Source organism: Luteimicrobium sp. NPDC057192, from assembly GCF_042670205.1.
In the GTDB taxonomy this organism is placed as follows: Bacteria; Actinomycetota; Actinomycetes; order Actinomycetales; family Cellulomonadaceae; genus Luteimicrobium.
The window spans coordinates 30592-50803 of sequence record NZ_JBHUWD010000026.1 but is presented as its reverse complement, the minus strand read 5'-3'; the positions used below and the strand labels follow the sequence as shown (position 1 = coordinate 50803).

The 20212-nt window shown below is 73.8% G+C and carries 16 protein-coding genes; 9 read left to right on the top strand and 7 right to left on the bottom strand.

The annotated features are described in order from the left end of the window. Positions 1 to 138 precede the first annotated feature (138 nt). The 4 genes from ACFT5B_RS12985 to ACFT5B_RS12970 all read left to right on the top strand — a co-directional run bounded on the left by ACFT5B_RS12985 (position 139) and on the right by ACFT5B_RS12970 (position 6979). Positions 139 to 1128 (top strand): LacI family DNA-binding transcriptional regulator, encoded by a 990-nt coding sequence (locus ACFT5B_RS12985; RefSeq protein WP_386798863.1) that lies wholly within the window; start codon positions 139 to 141, stop codon positions 1126 to 1128. Positions 1129 to 1233: 105 nt separating this feature from the next. After that, on the top strand, positions 1234 to 2733 hold the full coding sequence (locus tag ACFT5B_RS12980; protein WP_386798861.1) for an FGGY-family carbohydrate kinase: 1500 nt from the start codon (positions 1234 to 1236) through the stop codon (positions 2731 to 2733). Next, positions 2730 to 5339 (top strand): GH116 family glycosyl-hydrolase, encoded by a 2610-nt coding sequence (locus tag ACFT5B_RS12975; RefSeq protein WP_386798859.1) that lies wholly within the window; start codon positions 2730 to 2732, stop codon positions 5337 to 5339. Before ACFT5B_RS12980 ends, ACFT5B_RS12975 begins: the two co-directional genes overlap by 4 nt. After that, entirely contained in the window at positions 5336 to 6979 is a 1644-nt protein-coding gene (locus tag ACFT5B_RS12970) for a fucose isomerase (RefSeq protein WP_386798857.1), read from the top strand. Before ACFT5B_RS12975 ends, ACFT5B_RS12970 begins: the two co-directional genes overlap by 4 nt. A gap of 44 nt (positions 6980 to 7023) precedes the next feature. Here the strand turns inward: ACFT5B_RS12970 and ACFT5B_RS12965 are convergent, their stop codons facing one another. The 4 genes from ACFT5B_RS12965 to ACFT5B_RS12950 all read right to left on the bottom strand — a co-directional run bounded on the left by ACFT5B_RS12965 (position 7024) and on the right by ACFT5B_RS12950 (position 10306). After that, entirely contained in the window at positions 7024 to 7344 is a 321-nt protein-coding gene (locus ACFT5B_RS12965; RefSeq protein WP_386798855.1) for an AzlD domain-containing protein, read from the bottom strand. Further along, a complete protein-coding gene (locus tag ACFT5B_RS12960; protein WP_386798853.1) occupies positions 7341 to 8063 on the bottom strand; it encodes an AzlC family ABC transporter permease in 723 nt (240 codons plus the stop codon). Before ACFT5B_RS12960 ends, ACFT5B_RS12965 begins: the two co-directional genes overlap by 4 nt. Before the next feature lie 57 nt (positions 8064 to 8120). Continuing rightward, entirely contained in the window at positions 8121 to 8735 is a 615-nt protein-coding gene (locus ACFT5B_RS12955; RefSeq protein ID WP_386798851.1) for a TIGR00645 family protein, read from the bottom strand. 62 nt (positions 8736 to 8797) lie between these two features. Continuing rightward, positions 8798 to 10306, bottom strand: a complete 1509-nt coding sequence (locus ACFT5B_RS12950) for an NAD-dependent succinate-semialdehyde dehydrogenase (protein ID WP_386798849.1) — start codon at positions 10304 to 10306, stop codon at positions 8798 to 8800. Positions 10307 to 10428: 122 nt separating this feature from the next. On the opposite strand from ACFT5B_RS12950, the gene dapA reads away from it, so the two are divergent. Continuing rightward, on the top strand, positions 10429 to 11412 hold the full coding sequence (gene dapA / locus ACFT5B_RS12945; RefSeq protein ID WP_386798847.1) for a 4-hydroxy-tetrahydrodipicolinate synthase: 984 nt from the start codon (positions 10429 to 10431) through the stop codon (positions 11410 to 11412). Then, positions 11409 to 13094: a ribonuclease J gene (locus tag ACFT5B_RS12940; RefSeq protein WP_386798845.1), complete on the top strand. Its 1686-nt coding sequence runs from the start codon at positions 11409 to 11411 to the stop codon at positions 13092 to 13094. Before dapA ends, ACFT5B_RS12940 begins: the two co-directional genes overlap by 4 nt. Before the next feature lie 81 nt (positions 13095 to 13175). On the opposite strand, the gene ACFT5B_RS12935 is transcribed toward ACFT5B_RS12940, so the two are convergent. Further along, positions 13176 to 13595, bottom strand: coding sequence for a VOC family protein (locus ACFT5B_RS12935; RefSeq protein WP_386798843.1), 420 nt, complete (start codon positions 13593 to 13595; stop codon positions 13176 to 13178). 61 nt (positions 13596 to 13656) lie between these two features. Between ACFT5B_RS12935 and ACFT5B_RS12930 the strand changes: the two genes are divergently transcribed. Next, positions 13657 to 14406: a TetR/AcrR family transcriptional regulator gene (locus ACFT5B_RS12930; protein ID WP_386798841.1), complete on the top strand. Its 750-nt coding sequence runs from the start codon at positions 13657 to 13659 to the stop codon at positions 14404 to 14406. A 54-nt stretch (positions 14407 to 14460) separates the two neighbouring features. Here ACFT5B_RS12930 and ACFT5B_RS12925 read toward each other — a convergent pair whose 3' ends face one another. After that, on the bottom strand, positions 14461 to 15042 hold the full coding sequence (locus tag ACFT5B_RS12925; protein ID WP_386798839.1) for a TetR/AcrR family transcriptional regulator: 582 nt from the start codon (positions 15040 to 15042) through the stop codon (positions 14461 to 14463). An 86-nt stretch (positions 15043 to 15128) separates the two neighbouring features. Here ACFT5B_RS12925 and ACFT5B_RS12920 point away from each other — a divergent pair, with 86 nt between their 5' ends. Both ACFT5B_RS12920 and ACFT5B_RS12915 read left to right on the top strand, forming a co-directional pair. Next, positions 15129 to 15539: a hypothetical protein gene (locus ACFT5B_RS12920; RefSeq protein WP_386798837.1), complete on the top strand. Its 411-nt coding sequence runs from the start codon at positions 15129 to 15131 to the stop codon at positions 15537 to 15539. 318 nt (positions 15540 to 15857) lie between these two features. After that, positions 15858 to 18443: a DNA translocase FtsK 4TM domain-containing protein gene (locus tag ACFT5B_RS12915; protein WP_386798835.1), complete on the top strand. Its 2586-nt coding sequence runs from the start codon at positions 15858 to 15860 to the stop codon at positions 18441 to 18443. 389 nt (positions 18444 to 18832) lie between these two features. Here the strand turns inward: ACFT5B_RS12915 and ACFT5B_RS12910 are convergent, their stop codons facing one another. Next, positions 18833 to 20077, bottom strand: coding sequence for a CapA family protein (locus tag ACFT5B_RS12910; RefSeq protein ID WP_386798833.1), 1245 nt, complete (start codon positions 20075 to 20077; stop codon positions 18833 to 18835). Between the last annotated feature and the right edge of the window lie 135 nt (positions 20078 to 20212).

Here is a 20212-nt window from a genome sequence, read left to right as displayed (position 1 = left end):
GACCGCACTTCCTCGTGTCGGGTTTCTCCGTCGCGACCTGCGGTGACAGCGGCCGCACGCAGTGGCGGAATCGATTTCAGCACTGTAGGGTGAGGCCACCCACGTGTCAACGTGAAGGACTCTCCCGGGCGGAGGCCCATGTCAACGATCTACGAGGTCGCCAAGCTCGCGGGCGTCTCGCCGGCCACGGTCTCGCGCGTGTTCAACAACGTGGGCGTGTCCGCGGAGAAGGCCGCCGCGGTCCGCGAGGCCGCTCGTCAGCTCGACTTCACGCCCAACCGGACGGCCCGGTCCCTGCGGCGTCAGGCGTCCGAGGTCGTCGCGCTGGTCATCCCGGACATCGAGAACCCGCACTTCACGGAGATGGCGCGAGGGGTGGAGGACGTCGCCTCGGAGGCGGGGTACTCGGTGGTGCTCTGCAACTCCGACTCCCAGGTCGCCAAGGAGGACACCTACCTCCGGATCGCCATCTCCGAGCAGATGGCGGGCGTCATCATCGCCGCCGCGTCGAGCGAGACGAGCCTCGACCAGGTCCTCGCGACCGGCCGCCCCGTCGTGGCGGTCGACCGGGCGTCCGGCTACGACGTCGACGGCGTCGTCATGGCCAACCGGTCCGCGGGCCAGGCCGCCACCGAGAACCTCCTCGACGCGGGCTACCGTCGGATCGCGTGCGTGACCGGCCCCGAGTCGATCGAGACCGCGGCCCAGCGCGCCCAGGGGTGGCGCGCCGTGATGGCCCGGCGCGCGCCCGAGCTCGACCTCGACGAGCTGCTCGTCTACTCGAGCTTCCAGGTGAACGGGGGCCGGGAGGCGATGGAGCGCTTCCTCGCGCTGCCCGAGCCGCCCGAGGCCGTCGTCGCCGGGAACAACCTGCTCGGCGTCGGGACCATCCAGGTGCTCACCGAGCGCGGCCTCACTCCGCCGCGGGTGGGCGTGGCCGTGATCGGGTCGCTGCCGTTCACCACGCTCTCGCCGAGCGTGGTGTCCGTGGTCCGGCTGCCGGCGCGCGAGATGGGCGTGACCGCGGCCCGGATGCTGCTCGACCGGATCGGCGGCGACACGCAGCCGGCTCGGACCGTGGTGCTGCGGGGTGAGCTCCAGCCCGCGCAGCAGCCGCCCGCGCCCTGACTCTCCGTCTCGCCTCACCGGCTCTCGCCGCGATCTTCGGGGGTTGTGTCTGAAATCGATTTCGCCTAGGGTTGGGACATCGCCGGCACGGTCAAGGAGGATGCGATGCGGCTGCGCTGCACCCTGGGGGTCGACATCGGCACCTCGAGCAGCAAGGGAGTCCTGGTCGACGCCAGCGGGGCGGTCCGAGGCTCCGCGACGGTCGAGCACGAGGTCGCACGCCCCCGGCCGGGCTGGGTCGAGATGGACGGGGGCGTCTGGTGGGACGAGCTCGTCACGCTCGTGCGGACGCTCCTCGCCGGCGCGGTGGCGGGCGGGCTCGACGTCGAGGTCGCCGCGGTGGGCGTGAGCGGGATGGGCCCCTGCGTGCTCCTCGCGGACGGCGAGGACCGTCCGGTCCGCCCCGCCGTCCTCTACGGCGTCGACACCCGGTCGACGGCGCAGGTCACGCGGATGACGAAGGAGCTCGGCGACGCGCGGATCACCACGGTCGGCGGCTCCCGCCTGAGCTCGCAGGCCGCGGGACCGAAGATCGTCTGGGTGGCGGACGAGGAGCCCGAGGCGTACGCCCGGGCGCGTCGTCTCTTCATGCCGGCGTCGTGGCTCGTCCGGCACCTGACCGGCGCGTACGTGCTCGACCATCAGTCGGCGAGCCAGGTCTCGCCCCTCTACGACCTGGAGCAAGCCTCCTGGGAGCCCGAGCTCTGGGAGCGTTACGCGCCCGGGATCGAGGCCCCGGAGCTGCGCTGGGCGGGCGAGGTCGCGGGCACGGTGACCCCGGCGGCGGCCGACACCACCGGCCTGCCCGCCGGCGTCCCCGTCGTCACGGGCACCATCGACGCCTGGAGCGAGGCGGTGAGCGTCGGCGCCACGCGCGACGGCGACCTCATGCTCATGTACGGGACCACGATGTTCCTGGTCGCGACCGGGCCGCGGACGCTCCGGACACCGTCGATGTGGACGACCGTGGGCGTCTTCCCGGGCAGCCGGAACCTCGCGGGCGGCCTCGCGACGTCGGGCGCGCTGACCGCGTGGCTGGCGGAGCTGACCGGCGCCGGGTACCCGGAGCTGCTTGCCGAGGCCGCGGCGTCCGGCCCCGGGGCGCACGGCCTGCTCACGCTCCCGTACTTCGCGGGCGAGCGCACGCCGATCCTCGATCCTGACGCGCGAGGCGTCGTCGCGGGGCTCACGCTGCGGCACACGCGGGGCGACCTCTACCGGGCCGCGCTCGAGGCCACCGCGTTCGGTGTGCGCCACAACGTCGAGACCATGCGGGCGGCGGGCGCAGAGATCGAGCGCGTCGTCGCGGTCGGTGGGGGGACGCAGGGTGGCCTCTGGCTCCAGGTCGTCTCCGACGTGACCGGCCTCGTGCAGGAGGTGCCCGCCACGACGGTCGGCGCGAGCTACGGGGCGGCGTTCCTCGCGGCGCGGGCGCTCGGGGACGACGCCGACGTCGACGCCTGGAACCCCGTCGCCCGGACGGTGCAGCCCGACCCGGCGCTGCGCGACCGGTACCACACTCTCTACGACCGCTACCTCCGGCTCTACGACGCCACCAAGGGCGTGGTCCACGAGCTCGCCGCCGACGAGGCGGGTGCGGCATGACCCGGCGGGCGCGCGGGATCCCGCACACCGCGGAGCGCGCGGCGTTCCCGCTGGGCGGCGTCGGCACCGGCAACGTGTCGGTCGGCGCTCGCGGCGAGCTGCGCGACTGGGAGCTCGAGAACCGGCCCGACAAGGGTCGGCTCAACCCCTACTCGTTCTTCGCGATCCGGGCCGAGCCGCGCGGCGGCGCGGCCGTGACGCGGGTGCTGGAGGCGCGCGACACCGGCCGTCGCGACTGGGACGCCGGGTACGGCTTCGACCGGGTCGCGGGCCTGCCGCGCCTCGCGAGCGCGACCCTGCACGGCGAGTACCCGGTCGCCGACGTCGACTTCTCCGACGACGCACTACCAGTCGAGGTGTCGTTGCGCGCGTTCACGCCCCTCGTGCCGCTCGAGCCCGACGACTCCGGGATCCCGGCGGCCGTCCTGCGCTACACGGTGACCAACCCGGGCCCGGTCCCGGTGGCCGTGACCGTCGTCGGGAGCATGACCCACACCGCCGGACGCGGGGACGGACCGTTCGGGCTCCGCGCCCCCCAGACCGTGCGGTGGCGTGACGACGGGCGTGTGCGCGGGCTCGACTTCGGCATCGAGCTGCCGCCGGACGACGTCGGGTACGGCACGCTCAGCCTCACCACGACCGACGCGCAGGTGACCACCAAGCCCCAGTGGGTCACGGGCTACTGGCCCGACGGCGCCCGGCTGTTCTGGGACGACCTCGTCGACGACGGCCTGCTCGAGCCCGAGCCCTCCGTCACGCTCGAGGACCGTCCGCGCGGGCTCTTCGCGGAGCTCGACCCGGAGGCCGCCGGCACGCGTGCGGGCGGAGCCGCCGGGGCGATGGACCCGGCCGCGTTGCTGGAGCTGCTGCCGCGCCTGCGGACCGGGTCGCTCGGCATCGTCCACGAGCTCGCGCCCGGCGAGTCGCGCGCGTTCGAGTTCGTGCTCGCGTGGGGCTTCCCGAACCGCCCGCGCGCCTGGCTCGGCACCATCGGCCTGCCGAACCCGCACGCGAGCGAGGTCGTGCGCAACCACTACGCGACGCTCTGGCCCGACGCCTGGTCGGCCGCCGCGGACCTGCACGCCCGCCTGGGCGAGCTCGAGACCGCGACGTCGGCGTTCGTCGAGGCGCTGTACGGCGGGACGCTCGATCCCGTGATCGCCGACGCGGTGGGCGCCAACGTCGCCGCGGCCCGGTCGACGACGTGCTTCGTGCTGGAGACGCCGAACCCTGAGCTCGGCGACGGGCCGGTCTTCCTCGCGTGGGAGGGCTCGTTCGACCACGGCGGCTCGTGCGAGGGCACGTGCACGCACGTGTGGTCGTACGCCCAGACGGTCGCGTGGCTGTTCCCGTCCCTCGAGCGCAGCGCCCGCCGCGTCGAGCTGCTCCTCGAGACGGACGCGGACGGGGCGCAGAAGTTCCGGACCAACCGGGTCCTCGGTGGCCCGGCCTGGTTCATGGGGCCGGCCGTCGACGGCCAGCTCGGCACGTTCCTGCGGCTGCACCGCGAGTGGCGGTACTCGGGAGACGACGCGTTCCTGCGTGAGCTGTGGCCGGCGGCGGCCCGCAGCCTCGAGCACGCCGCGACGCGGTGGGACCACGACGGCGACGGGCTGCTCGACGGCGCGCTGCACAACACCTACGACATCGAGTTCCACGGCGTCGAGCCGCTCGCCAACTCGATGTTCCTCGCCGCCCTCAGGGCGGGGGAGCGGATGGCCGCGTCGCTCGGCGACGACCGCCTCGCCGCGCGGTGGCACAGCCGCGCGGACCGCGTGGCGGCCGCGATGGACGCGGTCCTGTGGGACGGGTCCTGCTACCGGCAGGTGGGCGTGGACGTGGACGCACACCGTTACCAGTACGGGGACGGGGTCCTGTCCGACCAGCTGCTGGGGCAGTTCCACGCCTACCTGGGGGGCCTCGGCGAGCTGCTGCCGCCCGCACGGGTGCGCGCCGCGCTCGGGACGGTCGTCCGCGAGAACCACCGCACGGACCTGCGCGAGCACGAGAGCACCCAGCGTGTCTACGCCGTCGACGACGAAGGCGGCCTCCTGCTCGCGTCGTGGCCCCGCGGCGGACGCCCCGCGATCCCGTTCGTCTACTCGGACGAGGTCTGGACCGGGGTCGAGCACCAGGTCGCCGCGTCGCTGCTGTTCGCCGGCCTGGTCGACGACGCGCTGCTGGTCGAGCGCACCCTCCGAGCGCGCTACGACGGCAGCCGGCGCAGCCCGTGGAACGAGATCGAGTGCGGCAACCACTACGCCCGGTCGCTCGCGTCGTGGGCCTTGCTCCTGGGCTGGACGGGGGCGCAGTGGGACGCGCCGACGCGCACCCTCGCCTTCGACCCGGTGCCACGCGGCCCTCTCCGGGCGCTGTTCACCACGGGCACCGGCTGGGGCCGGGTCGAGGTCGCCGGCGACGGGATCGCCCTGCACGTCCTCGGCGGCGCCCTCGACCTCGACCGGCTCGTCCTCCGGGGCGCCGTCGCGGCCCACGGCCCGCTGCACCTGGCGGCCGGTGAGAGCTGGGCGACCGCCGGCCACGACCCCGAACCACCCCGCGACGGCGTCTGGGCCGTCCGCGACGAACGACTGGAGACACGATGACGGACCAGACCGAGTACGCCCTGCCCACGTCCGCCCCGCGGCCCCCGCTCGCGCCGCGGACGGCGTACCTCGTCGCATCGGGCGACCTGCGGGAGTCCGCCAACGTTGCGGGCTGGCCGACACAGCAGGCGGTCGAGGCCGCGGTGACGGGTGCGCTCGAGGACCTCGGCTGGACGGTCGTGCGCGCGAACGGCGTGGACCCCGCGACCGGGCACGGCTTCGTCTCGAGCCAGCGCATGGGCCTGGAGGTGTTCAAGGCGATCCCGGAGGACGCGCCGCTGGTCGTCGTCGAGGCCGTCTGGCAGTACTCGCACCACGTGCTCGCCGGGCTCCGGACGCACCGCGGCCCCATCCTGACGGTGGCGAACTTCGAGGGTGAGTGGCCGGGCCTCGTGGGGCTGCTCGGCCTCAACGCTGGCCTCACCAAGATGGGCAAGGAGTACGCCACGACCTGGTCGGTCGACTTCACCGACGACTGGTTCCGCGCCGGCCTGAAGGAGTGGACCGACACCGGGCGCATCACGCACGACGCGTCGCACGTCCGCCCGCTCCCCGCGCTCCCGGACACCCCGGAGGTCCGGCTCGGCCGCGCCCTGGGCGACCAGATTCTCGCCGACAAGGCGATCGTCGGCGTGTTCGACGAGGGCTGCATGGGCATGTACAACGCGATCTTCGACGACGAGCTCCTCAACCCGACCGGCGTCTACAAGGAGCGTCTGAGCCAGTCGGCGCTGTTCGCCGAGATGCAGCAGGTCGGTGACGCCGAGGCGGACGAGGCGTACACATGGCTGACCGACCGCGGGATGACGTTCCGCTACGGTAGCGACCCCGCCACCGAGCTCACCCGCGAGCAGGTGCAGTCGCAGCTCAAGATGTACATCGCCGCGCTCCGGATCGCCGACGACTTCGGCCTCGACGCCGTGGGGATCCAGTACCAGCAGGGCCTCAAGGACCTCGTCCCGGCCTCCGACCTCGCCGAGGGCCTCCTCAACTCGACCGAACGTCCCCCGGTGCGCTCGCGCGACGGCTCCCGCGAGGTGCACGCGGGCCTCGCGTTCCCGCACTTCAACGAGGCCGACGAGGGTGTGGCCGTCGACGCGCTCGTCACGAACCGGGTCTGGCGGGGGATGGGGCTCGTCCCGGACACCACGCTGCACGACGTCCGGTGGGGGGAGGACTACGACGGCGCGTTCGTGTGGGTCTACGAGATCTCGGGCTCGGTCCCCGGGTCGCACCTCGGCGGCTGGGACAAGGCCGAGGGCTGGCGGCAGGGCCACGTCTTCTTCCCTGCCGGCGGCGCGACCATCAACGGCGTGTCGAAGCCGGGCGCGATCGTGCTGTCCCGCATCTACATCGCCGACGGCATCCTCCAGGCCGACCTGTTTCGCGGGACCGTCGTCGAGCTCCCCGGGGAAGAGACGCAGCGGCGCAAGGACGCGACCAACCCCGAGTGGCCCATCGCGCACGTCGTGCTGCACGGCATCACGCGCGACCAGTTCATGGCTCGGCACAAGGCCAACCACGCCCAGCTCGCGTACGCGCCCGACGCCGCCACGGCGGACAAGGCGCTCGCGGCCAAGGCCGCGATGCTCGACCGGATGGGGATCGTCGTCCATCTCGCGGGGGACGTCGCGCTCTGACGGGACCCCGGCGCCCCCGGACCGAGGACCGGGGCGCCGGACCGTCAGCTCATGCCGACGGCGCGCAGCAGGGCGGCGGTGAGGGCGGCCAGCACGACGACCACGATGAACGGCGCGCGCAGCACGAGCGCCACCGCGGCGACGGCGAGCGCGGGGAGCCGGGCGTCGATCACGAGCTCGCGGCCCGAGGCGACGGTCTGGACGGCGACGAGCGCCGCGAGCAGCGCGACGGTGACGAGCGCAGCCGTCCGCGCGACGCGCGGGTGCGCGGCCCACGTCCCCGGCACGACGTGCCCCGCGAGCTTGAGCGCCAGGCACACCGCGCTCCCGGCGAGGACGGTCACCCAGATCGTCGTCGGGCTCATGAGGCCTCCCCGTCCGCGGTTGCCGGGCGCGCAGGCTCGCGCCCGGTCCACCAGCCGACGACGACGGCCAGCACGGCCGCGACGAGCACGGGCACGCCGCTCGGTACGGCGGGGGTGAGGACCACCGCGACGACGACCGCGCCCGCCGCGACCCACCGCGCGAGGGCCGTCCGCAGCCGCGGCCAGAGCAGGGCCAGGAACGCGGCGGACGCGGCGGCGTCGAGCCCGTAGCGCTTCGGGTCTCCGAGCGCGTTGCCCGCGAGCGCCCCTGCGAGCACGAAGACGTTCCAGAGCACGAACACCCCGGCGCCGGTGAGCCAGAAGCCGACGCGCGCGAGCCGCACGGTGGGCTGCGCGGTCGCGACGGCGGTGGACTCGTCGATGGTCAGGTGCGCGGCGAGCACCCGCCGCCAGGACCGGACGGCGAGCAGCGGCGAGAGCTGGACGCCGTAGAACCCGTTGCGGATCCCCAGGAGCCCGGCGGTCGCGATCGCCGAGGCGGCCGAGCCCCCCGTGCCGACGATCCCGACGAGCGCGAACTGCGACCCGCCGGAGAACATGAAGAGGCTGAGCACGACGGACTGCCACACGGACAGGCCCGCGACGACGGCGAGCGCGCCGAGCGAGATGCCGTAGAGCCCCGTCGCGACGGACACCGACACCGCCTGCCGGACGACGGCGCGCTCGTCGGGCGGCGTCGTCGGGCGGGTGGAGGGCACGGCCTGAGCCTACCGAGCGCGGGGCTGCGGTCCAGGCCGCCGCCCCGCGCCGGCGGCTCAGTGGCCGACGGGCGCCTCGTCGCCGAGCCGCGCGTTCGCGGCGCGCTGGTGGGCCGTGAGGGACAGGCGGTCGATCCAGGCGAGCGCGAGCGCGGAGAACACGAACGCGAGGTGGATGATCGTCTGCCACATCATCTGCTCGGCCGTGTAGTCCTGGGAGCTGATGAAGGTCCGCAGCAGGTGGATCGACGAGATGCCGATGATCGACATCGCCAGCTTGGTCTTGAGCACGTTGGCGTTGACGTGGCTGAGCCACTCGGGCTCGTCGGGGTGGCCGTGCACCTGGAGGCGCGACACGAAGGTCTCGTACCCGCCGATGATCACCATGATGAGCAGGTTGGAGATCATCACGACGTCGACGAGGCCGAGCACGGACAGCATGATCGTCGACTCGCTCAGCGGGTCGTGGCCGGAGAAGACGCCTTCGATGAGGTGCCAGAGCTCTTTGAGGAACTGCCACACGTAGACGGCCTGCGCGACGATCAGGCCGAAGTACAGGGGCGCCTGCAGCCAGCGGGACGCGAAGATCGCGTACCCGAGCCCGATGGTGGGCGGGCGGCGGCGGGCCGGGGCGGGGGAGTCGGGGGTCGGGCGGTCGAGGACGTCGGCCACGGGGCTCTCCTGGTTCTCGGGGAGGGCGATCGTAGCAAGGTGAGCCTGCCCTTCCCTGGACCTCAGAGCTGGACGGCCGCGTACACCGTCTCCTGGTACTCCTCGATCCCGGCCTCGCCGCCCTCGCGCCCGAGCCCGGACTGCTTGAGCCCGCCGAACGGCGCGCTCGCGTCGGACACGAGCCCGCGGTTGATCCCGATCATCCCGGCCTCGAGCTCCTCGGTGAGCCGCAGCGCGCGCCCGACGTCCCGCGTGTACGCGTAGGCGACGAGCCCGTACTCGGTCCTGTTCGCGAGCTCGAGCGCCTCGTCGTCCGACCCGAACCGGGTCACGGGTGCGACGGGCCCGAAGATCTCCTCGCCCAGCATCGCGGCGTCCGCGGGGACGTCGCCGAGCACGGTGGGCGCGTAGAAGTACCCGCGCCCCGCGGGCGCCTCGCCGCCGGCCAGGACTCGCGCGCCGTCGTCGACGGCGTCCTGCACCAGCCCGGAGACCTTCTCCACGGCGGAGGCCTCGATGAGCGGCCCGACGTCGACGCCGTCCTCTGTCCCGCGCCCCATCCGGCGCTTCCCGACGGCGGCGGCGAGCCGGGAGGAGAACTCGTCCGCGACCGCGTCGTGCACGAGGAAGCGGTTGGCCGCCACGCAGCTCTGCCCGGTGTTGCGGAGCTTCGCGACGAGCGCCCCCGCGACGGCCGCGTCGAGGTCAGCGTCCTCGAAGACGAGGAACGGCGCGTTGCCGCCGAGCTCCATGGACGCCTTGAGGACCTGCCCGGCAGCCGCCTCGAGGAGCGTCCGCCCGACCGCGGTCGACCCCGTGAACGAGAGCTTGCGCAGGCGCGGGTCGGCGAGCAGCGGCCCGGTCACGGTCGACGCCGACGACGTCGGGACGACGTTCACGACGCCGACCGGCAGGTCGCGGTCGGCGAGCTCGGAGCGCAGGATCTCCGCCAGCGCGAGCGTCGTGAGCGGGGTGAGCCGTGCCGGCTTGATCACCACGGGGCACCCGGCCGCGAGCGCCGGGGCGAGCTTGCGCGTCAGCATCGCGATGGGGAAGTTCCACGGCGTCACGAGGAGCGCGGGGCCGACCGGACGCCGCGACACGAGTTGCCGGACGCCGCCGGCCGGCGCAGGCCGGTACAGCCCCTCGAACCGGACCGCCTGCTCGGCGAACCACCGGAGGAAGTCGGCGCCGTAGTCGACCTCGGCGCGCGACTCGGCGAGCGGCTTGCCGCACTCGGCGGTGATGAGCGCCGCGAAGTCCTCGCGGTGGTTCATGACCCGGCGGTAGACCGCACGCAGCAGCTCGGAGCGCTCGCGCGGTGCGACGGCACGCCAGGCCGGCCAGGCGTCCCACGCTGCCCCGAGCGCACGGTCGCCGTCCTCGGCCGTGCCGTCGGCGACGTCGAAGAGCGTCTCCTCGGTCGCGGGGTCGGCGACCTCGAACGTCTTACCCGACGACGACGGCCCCCAGGCCCCGCCCACGAGCACGCCGGTCGGTACGTGCGCGGCGACGTCGGGCGGCAGGGGAGGGGAGCCGGCGGGCGGCAGGACGGGTGCGGCGACGGACATGCGCCCACCTCCTCGAGACGGTTGGCACCTGCTCTCCAGTATGGGCACGGCTCGTCCCGGTAGGCAGGCCGGGGACCGCCCCCGAGCACGGGCCCCGGGCCTCGTCGCGGTAAGTTTGCCCCATGGCCCCCAGCACCGCGCTCACCGCGCCGCGCCGACCGTTCGGCGTCGTCCTGACCGCGATGGTCACGCCCATGACGCCGGACGGCGCGATCGACCTCGAGGCCGCTGCGAGCCTCGCCCGCCACCTCGTCGACGAGGGGAACGACGGGCTCGTCCTCAACGGGACCACCGGCGAGGCCCCGACGACGCACGCGCAGGAGAAGGCGGACCTGATCGCCGCGGTCGTGGAGGCCGTGGGCGACCGGGCGCACGTCGTCGCGGGCGCCGGCTCCAACGACACCGACCATGCGGTCCGCATGGCCGAGCAGGCAGCCGCCGCGGGCGCGACCGGGCTCCTCGTCGTCACGCCCTACTACTCGCGCCCCACGCAGGAGGGCCTCTACCAGCACATGGTCGCCGTCGCCGACGCGACCGACCTGCCGGTCATGGTCTACGACATCCCGGGCCGCGCCGGCCTGCGGATCGCGCCGTCCACGTACGAGCGGCTCGCCGAGCACGAGAGCTTCGTCGCGTCCAAGGACGCCACGGGCGACGTGGGCTCCGCGCTCAAGCTCATCGCCGCGACCGGATGGGCCTGGTACTCCGGCGACGACGGCCTGCTCCTGCCGTTCCTCTCGGTGGGCGCGGGCGGCATCGTCGGCGTCAGCACCCACGTCGTGGCGCGCGAGTACGCCGACGCGGTCCGCGCGTTCGACGCCGGCGACCACGCTGCCGCCCTCGCGATCGCCCGGCGCGTCGCCCCCGTGGTCGAGGCGCTCAACGGCGCCGGTGCGCAGGCCGTCATGGCCAAGGCCGCCGTCGAGGCGCTCGGCCTCCACAGCAACCGCCACCTGCGCCTGCCCAACGTCCAGGCCACCGACGCCGAGGCCGCCGCCGTGCGCGCGGCGATCGAGCAGGCCGGCGTCTTCGACCGCACGGCGCAGAGCGCCGCGCGCCCCCAGAACACTGCCCAGCCCGAACCGGCCCCGGAGGTCGCCCGATGACACACCTGCACACCGAGCTCGCACCGCCGCCGCCCCTCGCGAAGGGGGCGCTGCGGATCGTCGCGCTCGGCGGCCTCGGCGAGGTCGGCCGCAACATGGCCGTCCTCGAGTACGACGGCAAGCTCCTCATCATCGACTGCGGCGTCCTCTTCCCCGAGGACAACCAGCCCGGCGTCGACCTGATCCTGCCCGACTTCGGGTACATCGAGGACCGCCTCCACGACGTCGAGGCGATCGTCCTCACGCACGGCCACGAGGACCACATCGGCGCCGTGCCCTACCTGCTGCGCCTGCGCCGCGACATCCCGCTCGTCGGATCGCAGCTCACGCTCGCGTTCGTCGAGGCGAAGCTCAAGGAGCACCGCATCACGCCCGTCACCCTCGCGGTGAAGGAGGGGCAGGTCGAGCAGCTCGGGGCGTTCCGCTGCGAGTTCGTCGCCGTCAACCACTCGATCCCCGACGCGCTCGCCGTCGCGGTCACCACGGGTGCGGGCACCGTCCTGCACACGGGCGACTTCAAGATGGACCAGCTCCCGCTCGACGGGCGCATCACCGACCTGCGCGCGTTCGCGCGCCTGGGCGAGCGCGGCGTCGACCTCTTCATGGTCGACTCGACCAACGCCGAGGTGCCCGGGTTCGTCACGCCCGAGCGTGAGATCGGACCGGTCCTCGACTCGGTCTTCGCGGCCAGCGAGAAGCGGATCGTCGTCGCGTCGTTCTCCTCGCACGTCCACCGCGTGCAGCAGGTCCTCGACGCCGCGTACGCGCACGGCCGCAAGGTCGCGCTCGTCGGACGCTCGATGGTCCGGAACATGGGCATCGCCGCCGACCTCGGGTACCTGCGTGTCCCCGAGGGCGTGCTGGTCGACCTCAAGCAGGTCGACCAGCTGCGCGACGACGAGATCGTCCTCATGTGCACCGGCTCGCAGGGCGAGCCGATGGCCGCGCTCTCGCGCATCGCCAACCACGACCACCGCGTCACCGTGGGCCCCGGCGACACCGTGATCCTCGCCAGCTCGCTGATCCCGGGCAACGAGAACGCCGTGTTCCGGGTCATCAACGGGCTCACGCGACTGGGCGCGCGCGTCGTGCACAGCGGGAACGCGCGCGTGCACGTGTCCGGCCACTCGGGCGCCGGTGAGCTGCTCTACTGCTACAACATCGTCAAGCCCAAGAACGTCATGCCCGTGCACGGCGAGGTGCGTCACCTCGTCGCCAACGCGGCGCTCGCGGTCAAGACGGGCGTCCCGCCGGAGCGCGTCGTGCTCGCCGAGGACGGCGTCGTCGTCGACCTCGTGGACGGCAAGGCGTCCGTCGTGGGGGCTGTGCCGTGCGGGCTGGTGTTCGTCGACGGCTCGAGCATCGGCGAGATCACCGAGGCCGAGCTCAAGGACCGCCGCATCCTCGGCGAGGAGGGCTTCGTGTCCGTCTTCGCCGTCGTCGACTCGGGCACCGGCAAGGTTATCGCCGGCCCGCAGATCCTCGCGCGCGGCCTCGCGGAAGACGACAAGGTCTTCGACGGGATCCTGCCGCAGGTCTCCAAGGCGCTCGAGGAGTCGATCGCGTCAGGCGCGAACGACACCTACCAGCTCCAGCAGGTCATGCGCCGCGTCGTCGGGCGCTGGGCCGGAACCAAGCTGCGTCGTCGCCCCATGATCGTCCCGGTGGTCGTGGAGGCCTGAGCCCCCCGCACCCCACGCGAGCGGCGTCGTCGGCAGGTCCGACGGCGCCGCTCGGCGTTCGCGGGCGTCGCTGCGCCCGGCTCACACCCAGGCGACGAGCTGCCAGACGATGCCGTTCGGGTCGCGGAACTGGCAGTACCGCTCGCCCCACGGCTCGGTCTCGGGCGTGGTGACCGCCGTCGCCCCGGCCGCCGCGATCCGGGCGAACTCGGCGTCGACGTCGTCGACCGTGAGGGCGAGGAGCGTGCCCTGCCCGGCGGGACCGGCGATGTCCGCGGGCTTGAACGTCTCGAGCCCGACGCGCAGGAAGACGACGTCGAGCGCGCTGTCCGGGTGGTGGAGCGACACGAAGCCGTCGGCCTCCATGGCCGTCGCGAAGCCCAGGTGGTCGCGCGCGAACGCGGCCGACGCCTCGGGGTCGGGGACGTTGAGGGAGAGGGTCGTCGCGCTGATCTTCACGGGTGCTCCGTCCGTCGGGTGGGTGGGGTTCACGGCGTCCACGCAGAACACCGTACGACGTACAAGGTAAACTGGTCCGCGGATATTCCGGGAGGTGGGGGCCGTGGCGCGTGACCTGATCGACCTGCTGTGGCGCGACCACCCGGGCGCGCCCCCGGGCGGGGCCCGCGGCCCGCGCGGCCGCGCGACGACGTCGGACGTCGTCGACGCCGCCGTGGGGCTCGCGGACGCCGAGGGGCTGCCGGCGGTCACCGTGCGACGCGTCGCTGCCGAGGTCGGCGTCGCTCCCATGTCCGTCTACACGTACGTCGGCTCGCACGAGGACCTGCTCGTGCTCATGGCCGACGCCGTGCTCGCGGCCGCGGCTTCGGCGCCGTCGCTGAGGGCGTCGTACGCGACGGGGCCGTGGCGCGACCGCGTGACCCGCGTGGCCGAGGCCAACCTCGCGCTCGGCACGCGGCACCGGTGGCTCCTCGACGTCACCGACCAGCGCACCGCGCTGGGTCCCGGCGCGATCGCGAAGTACGACGCCGAGCTGGCGGCCCTCGAGCCGCTCGGCCTCGACGACGTGGACCGTGACGCCGCGCTCACGTTCGTCCTCGACTTCGCGTGGTCCGCCGCGCGGGCGCGGCGCGGCGCGGCGTCGGCCGAGCGGATGGCGGCGGAGTGGGCGTCGTCGGGCGAGCGCCTCGCGGCCTATCTCGGCGAGCGGCACCCGCTCGCGCAGCGGGTCGGCGCGGCGGCGGGCGAGGCCCAGCAGGCCGCGTACAGTCCCGAGCACGCGTGGCGGTTCGGCCTCGCACGAGTCCTGGCCGGCCTCGCCGCGCTCGCCCCTGCCGACGACGGCGTGTGACGCGTCGCGGGTCGGCGCCGACCCGTCACGCGGTGCCACGGGGTGCGGTGCGGGTCAGGACCCGGCCCCCGCCAGTGCCGGCCCGGCGGCCCGCAGTGCGCGGTCGTAGCGGGCCCGTCGCTCGTCCGGCCCGCCCGGCAGGGCCCCCGTGAGCTCGAGCCCGACGAGCCCGTGCACGAGCCCCCACAGCGCGAGCGCCGCCTCGGTCGCCGCCCGCCCCGTGGGGCCGAGCCGGGTGACCGCGTCCCGCAGGACCAGGAACGTGGGGTCGTCCGCCGTCTCGTCGCCGTGCTCGCCGGGGAGCGCCCCACCGAACATCACCGCGTAGAAGTGCGGGTCTGCGAGTGCGCTGTCGCGGTACGCGTGGCCGAGCGCGAGCAGGTCGGCTCCGGGGTCCGCGGTGCGCGGGGCCCGGGCCAGGTGGGCGGCGAACCGGTCGAAGGCCTCGGCGCGCACCGCCTCGACGAGCGCCTCCTTCGAGCCGAAGAGCGAGTAGACCGCGGAGGCCGACGTCTCGGCCCTCGCGGCGACGTCGCGCACGGTGAGCGCCGACGCGCCGCTCGTCGCGATCACCTCGGAGGCGACCTCGAGGAGGCGGGTGCGCAGGGCGGCGTCGTGCAGGCGTGGGCGGGGCACAGGGCGATCGTACGGGGTTGACGCGGGTTTTGGAACGTTGTTCGATAACGGTGTTCGTAAACCCGTTGCCCTTCTGGAGGTTTCTCGTGCTCGAGCTCACCGACGCCGCGCGGATCACTGCCGGCATCGTCCTGCTGACCGTCGTCACGATCGAGTCCGGGGGAGCCTTCCTCGTGCGGGTCGCGACCGGCAAGGTCCCCGCGACCGACTTCCAGCGCGGGTTCTTCCGCGCGGGGCACGCACACGCGGGCGTCCTGGTGATCCTCGGCCTCCTGTGCGTGCTGCTCACCGAGGCGACCACGCTCGGCGGTCCCGTCCGCTGGGTCGCCGCTACGGGGGTGCTCGTGGGCGCCGTGCTCATGCCCGCGGGGTTCTTCCTGTCGGCGCTCGGGAACGGCCGGACGCGGCCGAGCGGCCTCGTCGTGCTGCTCGTGCTCGGCGCGACGGCCGTCGCCGTCGGCGTCGTGACGCTGGGGGTCGGGCTGCTGCGGGGGTGACGACCGCGCCTTCGCCGGTCGCGGCGCGCCTGACGAGCGTTGACGCACCCGGCGGCTAGCGTGGAGCGCATCATGGCAGCACGTACGCCCTCATCCCGTGGTTCGGCAGGCGGACGCCCGACGGCGACGCGTGCGACCGGCGCGCCCCCCCGAGCCCGCACGGGCACGTCGTCGGGACGCGCCTCGTCCACGTCGCGCGGCACGTCGAAGCAGGCTGCGACCAAGCGGACGTCGAGCGCGTCGAAGGGCCGGACCACCGCCCGGCGTCCTGCGTCCCGGCAGCCCGCGTGGCCCGTGCGCGCGGTCCGGAGCGTGTGGATGGGCGTCGCGCACGGCGTCGGCGGCATGACGCGCGGGATCTCGCACGGCGCCAAGGACCTCGACCCGGCCCACCGGCGCGACGGCGTCGCGTTCTTCCTCGTCGCGCTCGCCGTCGTGGTCGCGGCGCGCGAGTGGTGGGGCATCGCGGGCGGCTTCGGCGACGGCGTCCACGCGGTCGTCGCGGGGACGTTCGGCGTCGTGGGCGTCGCCGTCCCGGTCCTGCTCCTCTGGCTCGCCGTGCGGCTCATGCGCCACCCGGAGCGCGCCCAGGCGAACGGCCGGGTCGCGATCGGGGTGGTGTTCGTCGTCGCGTCCGTGTGCGCGCTCGTCGCGATCGCCGACGACCTCCCCGCGCCGCGCGACGGCTTCGACGGCGTGCGGGACGCGGGCGGCGTGCTCGGCTACCTCCTCGCGACGCCCGTCGCGACCGCCCTCACGCCCTGGTTCGCGGTGCCGATCTTCGTCCTGCTGGGCCTGTTCGGGCTGCTCGTCGTGACCGCGACGCCCGTGCACGCGATCCCCGAGCGGTTCCGCTCCGCCTACCACCTGCTGACCGGCTCCCAGCGGGACGAGGAGCCCTGGGCTCCCGACGACGGCCTCGAGCTCGCCGACGGCGTCTCGCGCCACGACGGCTCCGACGACGCGCGCCCGGCCGGGAAGAAGCGCGAGACCCGTGCGCAGCGCAAGGAGCGCGAGCGCGCCGAGGCCGAGGAGTCCGCCCGGCTCGCCGGGTACGCGGGCGACGAGGCCTTCGAGCAGGCCGCGGAGGTCGACCGTGGGCCCGAGCCGGCCAAGCGTCGCCGTGGCGCCGCGAAGCCGCCCGTCGACCTGCACGACGCCCCGACGCAGGCCATCACGGCGCCCGTCGAGGCCCTCGCCGAGGCGGCCACCGTGCCGCCGCCCCCGCCCGCCCCGCCGGCGAACCACGGGCCCGTGCCCAAGGGCGAGCAGCCCATGTTCGACGGCGAGACCGTCTACCTGCTCCCGAGCGAGGACGCGCTCGTCAAGGGGCCGCCGCACAAGACCCGCTCCGCGGCCAACGACCGGGTCGTCGAGTCGCTGACCGGCGTGTTCGAGCAGTTCGACGTCGACGCGCAGGTCACCGGGTTCACGCGCGGCCCGACCGTGACGCGGTACGAGGTCGAGGTCGGCCCCAAGGTCAAGGTCGAGCGCATCACGTCGCTGTCCAACAACATCGCGTACGCGGTCGCGAGCGCGGACGTGCGGATCCTGTCGCCGATCCCCGGCAAGTCGGCGATCGGCATCGAGATCCCCAACACGGACCGCGAGACCGTCTCGCTCGGCGACGTGCTGCGCTCGAGCGCGGCCCGCCGCACCGAGCACCCGATGGTCATCGGCGTCGGCAAGGACGTCGAGGGCGGGTACGTCGTCGCGAACCTCGCGAAGATGCCCCACATCCTCGTCGCGGGCGCCACGGGCGCCGGCAAGTCGGTGTTCGTGAACTCGATGATCACGTCGATCCTCATGCGGGCCACGCCCGACCAGGTCCGGATGATCCTCGTCGACCCCAAGCGCGTCGAGCTGACGATCTACGAGGGCATCCCGCACCTCATCACGCCGATCATCACGAACCCCAAGAAGGCCGCCGAGGCGCTCGACTGGGTCGTGCGCGAGATGGACGCGCGCTACGACGACCTGGCCCTCTTCGGCTACAAGCACGTCGACGACTTCAACGCCGCTGTCCGCGCCGGCAAGGTCAAGCCGCTGCCCGGGTCGGAGCGGAAGATCGCGCCCTACCCGTACCTGCTCGTGGTGGTCGACGAGCTTGCGGACCTCATGATGGTCGCCCCACGCGATGTCGAGGCGTCGATCCAGCGCATCACGCAGCTCGCCCGCGCCGCGGGCATCCACCTGGTCCTCGCGACGCAGCGCCCGTCCGTCGACGTCGTCACGGGCCTCATCAAGGCCAACGTGCCGTCGCGGCTCGCGTTCGCGACGAGCTCGCTCGCCGACTCGCGCGTCGTGCTCGACCAGCCCGGCGCGGAGAAGCTCATCGGACAGGGTGACGCCCTCTTCCTCCCGATGGGGTCCGCGAAGCCCATGCGCGTCCAGGGCGCGTGGGTGGGCGAGTCCGAGGTCCACGCGGTCGTCGAGCACGTCAAGACCCAGCTCAAGCCCGTGTACCGGCAGGACGTCACCGCCGCGGCGGCGACCAAGAAGCAGGTCGACGAGGACATCGGCGACGACCTCGAGCTCCTGCTCCAGGCCGCGGAGCTCGTCGTGACCACCCAGTTCGGCTCGACGTCGATGCTCCAGCGCAAGCTGCGCGTCGGGTTCGCGAAGGCCGGCCGCCTCATGGACCTGCTCGAGTCCCGCGAGATCGTCGGCCCGTCGGAGGGGTCGAAGGCGCGGGCCGTGCTCGTCACGCCCGAGGGGCTGCCGGCCGCGCTCGCGATGCTGCGCGGCGAGCCCGCGCCCGGCGTCTACGACCAGGCCGGCGACGACGGCCCCGTGGACGCGGTCGAGGCGTCGCGGCCGCCCGTCGCCCGGGAGTACGACGACGGCGCGGACGACTCCTCGGACGACGACACCGACGCCTGGTCGCTCACGGGACGCGGCTGAAGGACGCGCGGTTCTCCACGCTGTGGCTCGCCGCGCGTGATGCCGCGTGGTCGTTCGCGGGTCGGTGCGGCGAGCTGGTTCGGGCTGTCGTGCTTCGGCCCGGGCGGTGGGCACTCGAGGACGCCCGTCACCAACCCCCCGCACCCAACCCCCCGCACCCACCCGCTCGACCGTCACCTCGCCTTCTCGGGTGGGGCCTGCGCCCTCGGGCGCACCCTCGCGCCGAAGTACCCCGGATGCCGGGGTACTTCGTGAGGTATGCGGGCGGCCGGGGTACTTCGTGAGGTATGCGGGCCGCCGGGGTACTTCGTGAGGTATGCGGGCCGCCGGGGTACTTCGTGCGGGCGTTTCGACCCGGCGGCCGTGTCCTCGGACGGCCGGCGCGAGGCTCAGCTCTTCGGCTTCGGGGCGCCCACGTGCGCGACGACGACGGGCGCGGGGCCGGTCGAGGTGGGCGGCGTCGTGCGCTCCGGGGCGGCCGTGCCGACCGCCTCCTTGACGCGCGAGAGGCGCGCGACGAGCTCGGCGTGCGAGAGCTTGCCGACGCCGCTCTTGCGGCGCAGCACGTCGGGGATCGCGTAGACCCGGTGACCGCCCGTGCGGTCGACCGTGACCGGCGTCCACTCAAAGCCGGTCACGCGGGCCGCGCCGCCGATCGGCTTGGTCACGGTGACCGTGACGAGGAGCCCGGAGTCGGTCTGGGCGACGCAGCAGTCGGAGTCCTGGTTGGAGAGCATGTTGCCCATCCCGTAGGCGACCCACATGCCGCGTCCGCCGACGCCGCCGGACAGCTTGGCGACGGGCTGCGGGACGTGGGCGTGCGCACCGAGCACGGCGTCGATCTGGCCCGACCTCGCGAGCGCCGACATGACCTTCTTCTGGTCGGCCGTCGGGGCGGCGTCGTACTCGGTGCCGTCGTGGATCGAGGCGACGACGACGTCCGCGCCGGCCTTGCGCGCTGCCTTGGCCTGCGCCACGAGCTTGGCGGTGTCGATGATCTCGACCGCCCACCTCTTGCCGCCGGGCTGCGCGAGGTTGTTCAGGCCGAAGGTCGCGGACAGGTGGGCCACGGTGATCGTCTGCCCGTCCCGCGTGAGCCGGTAGAGCTGCGGGGCGGCGACCTCCTTCGTGGTGCGGCCGGTCCCGGCGTGGCCGAGGTGGTTCGCGTCGAAGGCGGCGAGCGTGGCCTCGAGTCCCTCGAAGCCGCGGTCCATCGCGTGGTTGGACGCGTTGGAGCAGCCGTCCCAGCCCTGGTCGGCGAGGTCCTTCACGAGGGAGGCCGGGGCGCCGAAGCTGGGGTAGGTGGTGATGGCGGTGCCGGGCGGCGCGACCGGCACCTCCATGTGGCACAGGGCGAGGTCCGCGCCCTGGACCCACGCGTCGAGGCCGGACAGCTCGGTCGTGAAGTCGTACGTGCCGTCCTTGGTCTTCGCGTCCTTGACCACGTCGTTGTGCGGCAGCACGTCGCCCGCGCCGAGGATCGTGAAGACCGCGTCCTGCGGGGTGGGCGTGGGCGTCGGAGTCGCGCTCGGGGTGGGCGTCGACGACGGCGTCGGCGTCATGAACCCGAGCGGGTCGTGCGTGTCGCCCCCGTGGGCGGAGAGGGCCAGGGTCACGAGGACCACGGTCGCCATGACGGCGACGGAACCGGCGAGAAAACGCTGTCCGGTGCGAGAGGGGGCGCGTCGCACATGTCGGGGCACCCGGAGACTCTACCTGCGTGAAACGCCCGGATCCCAGCCGCCCCGGACGCCTGCACGGCCGGGAGC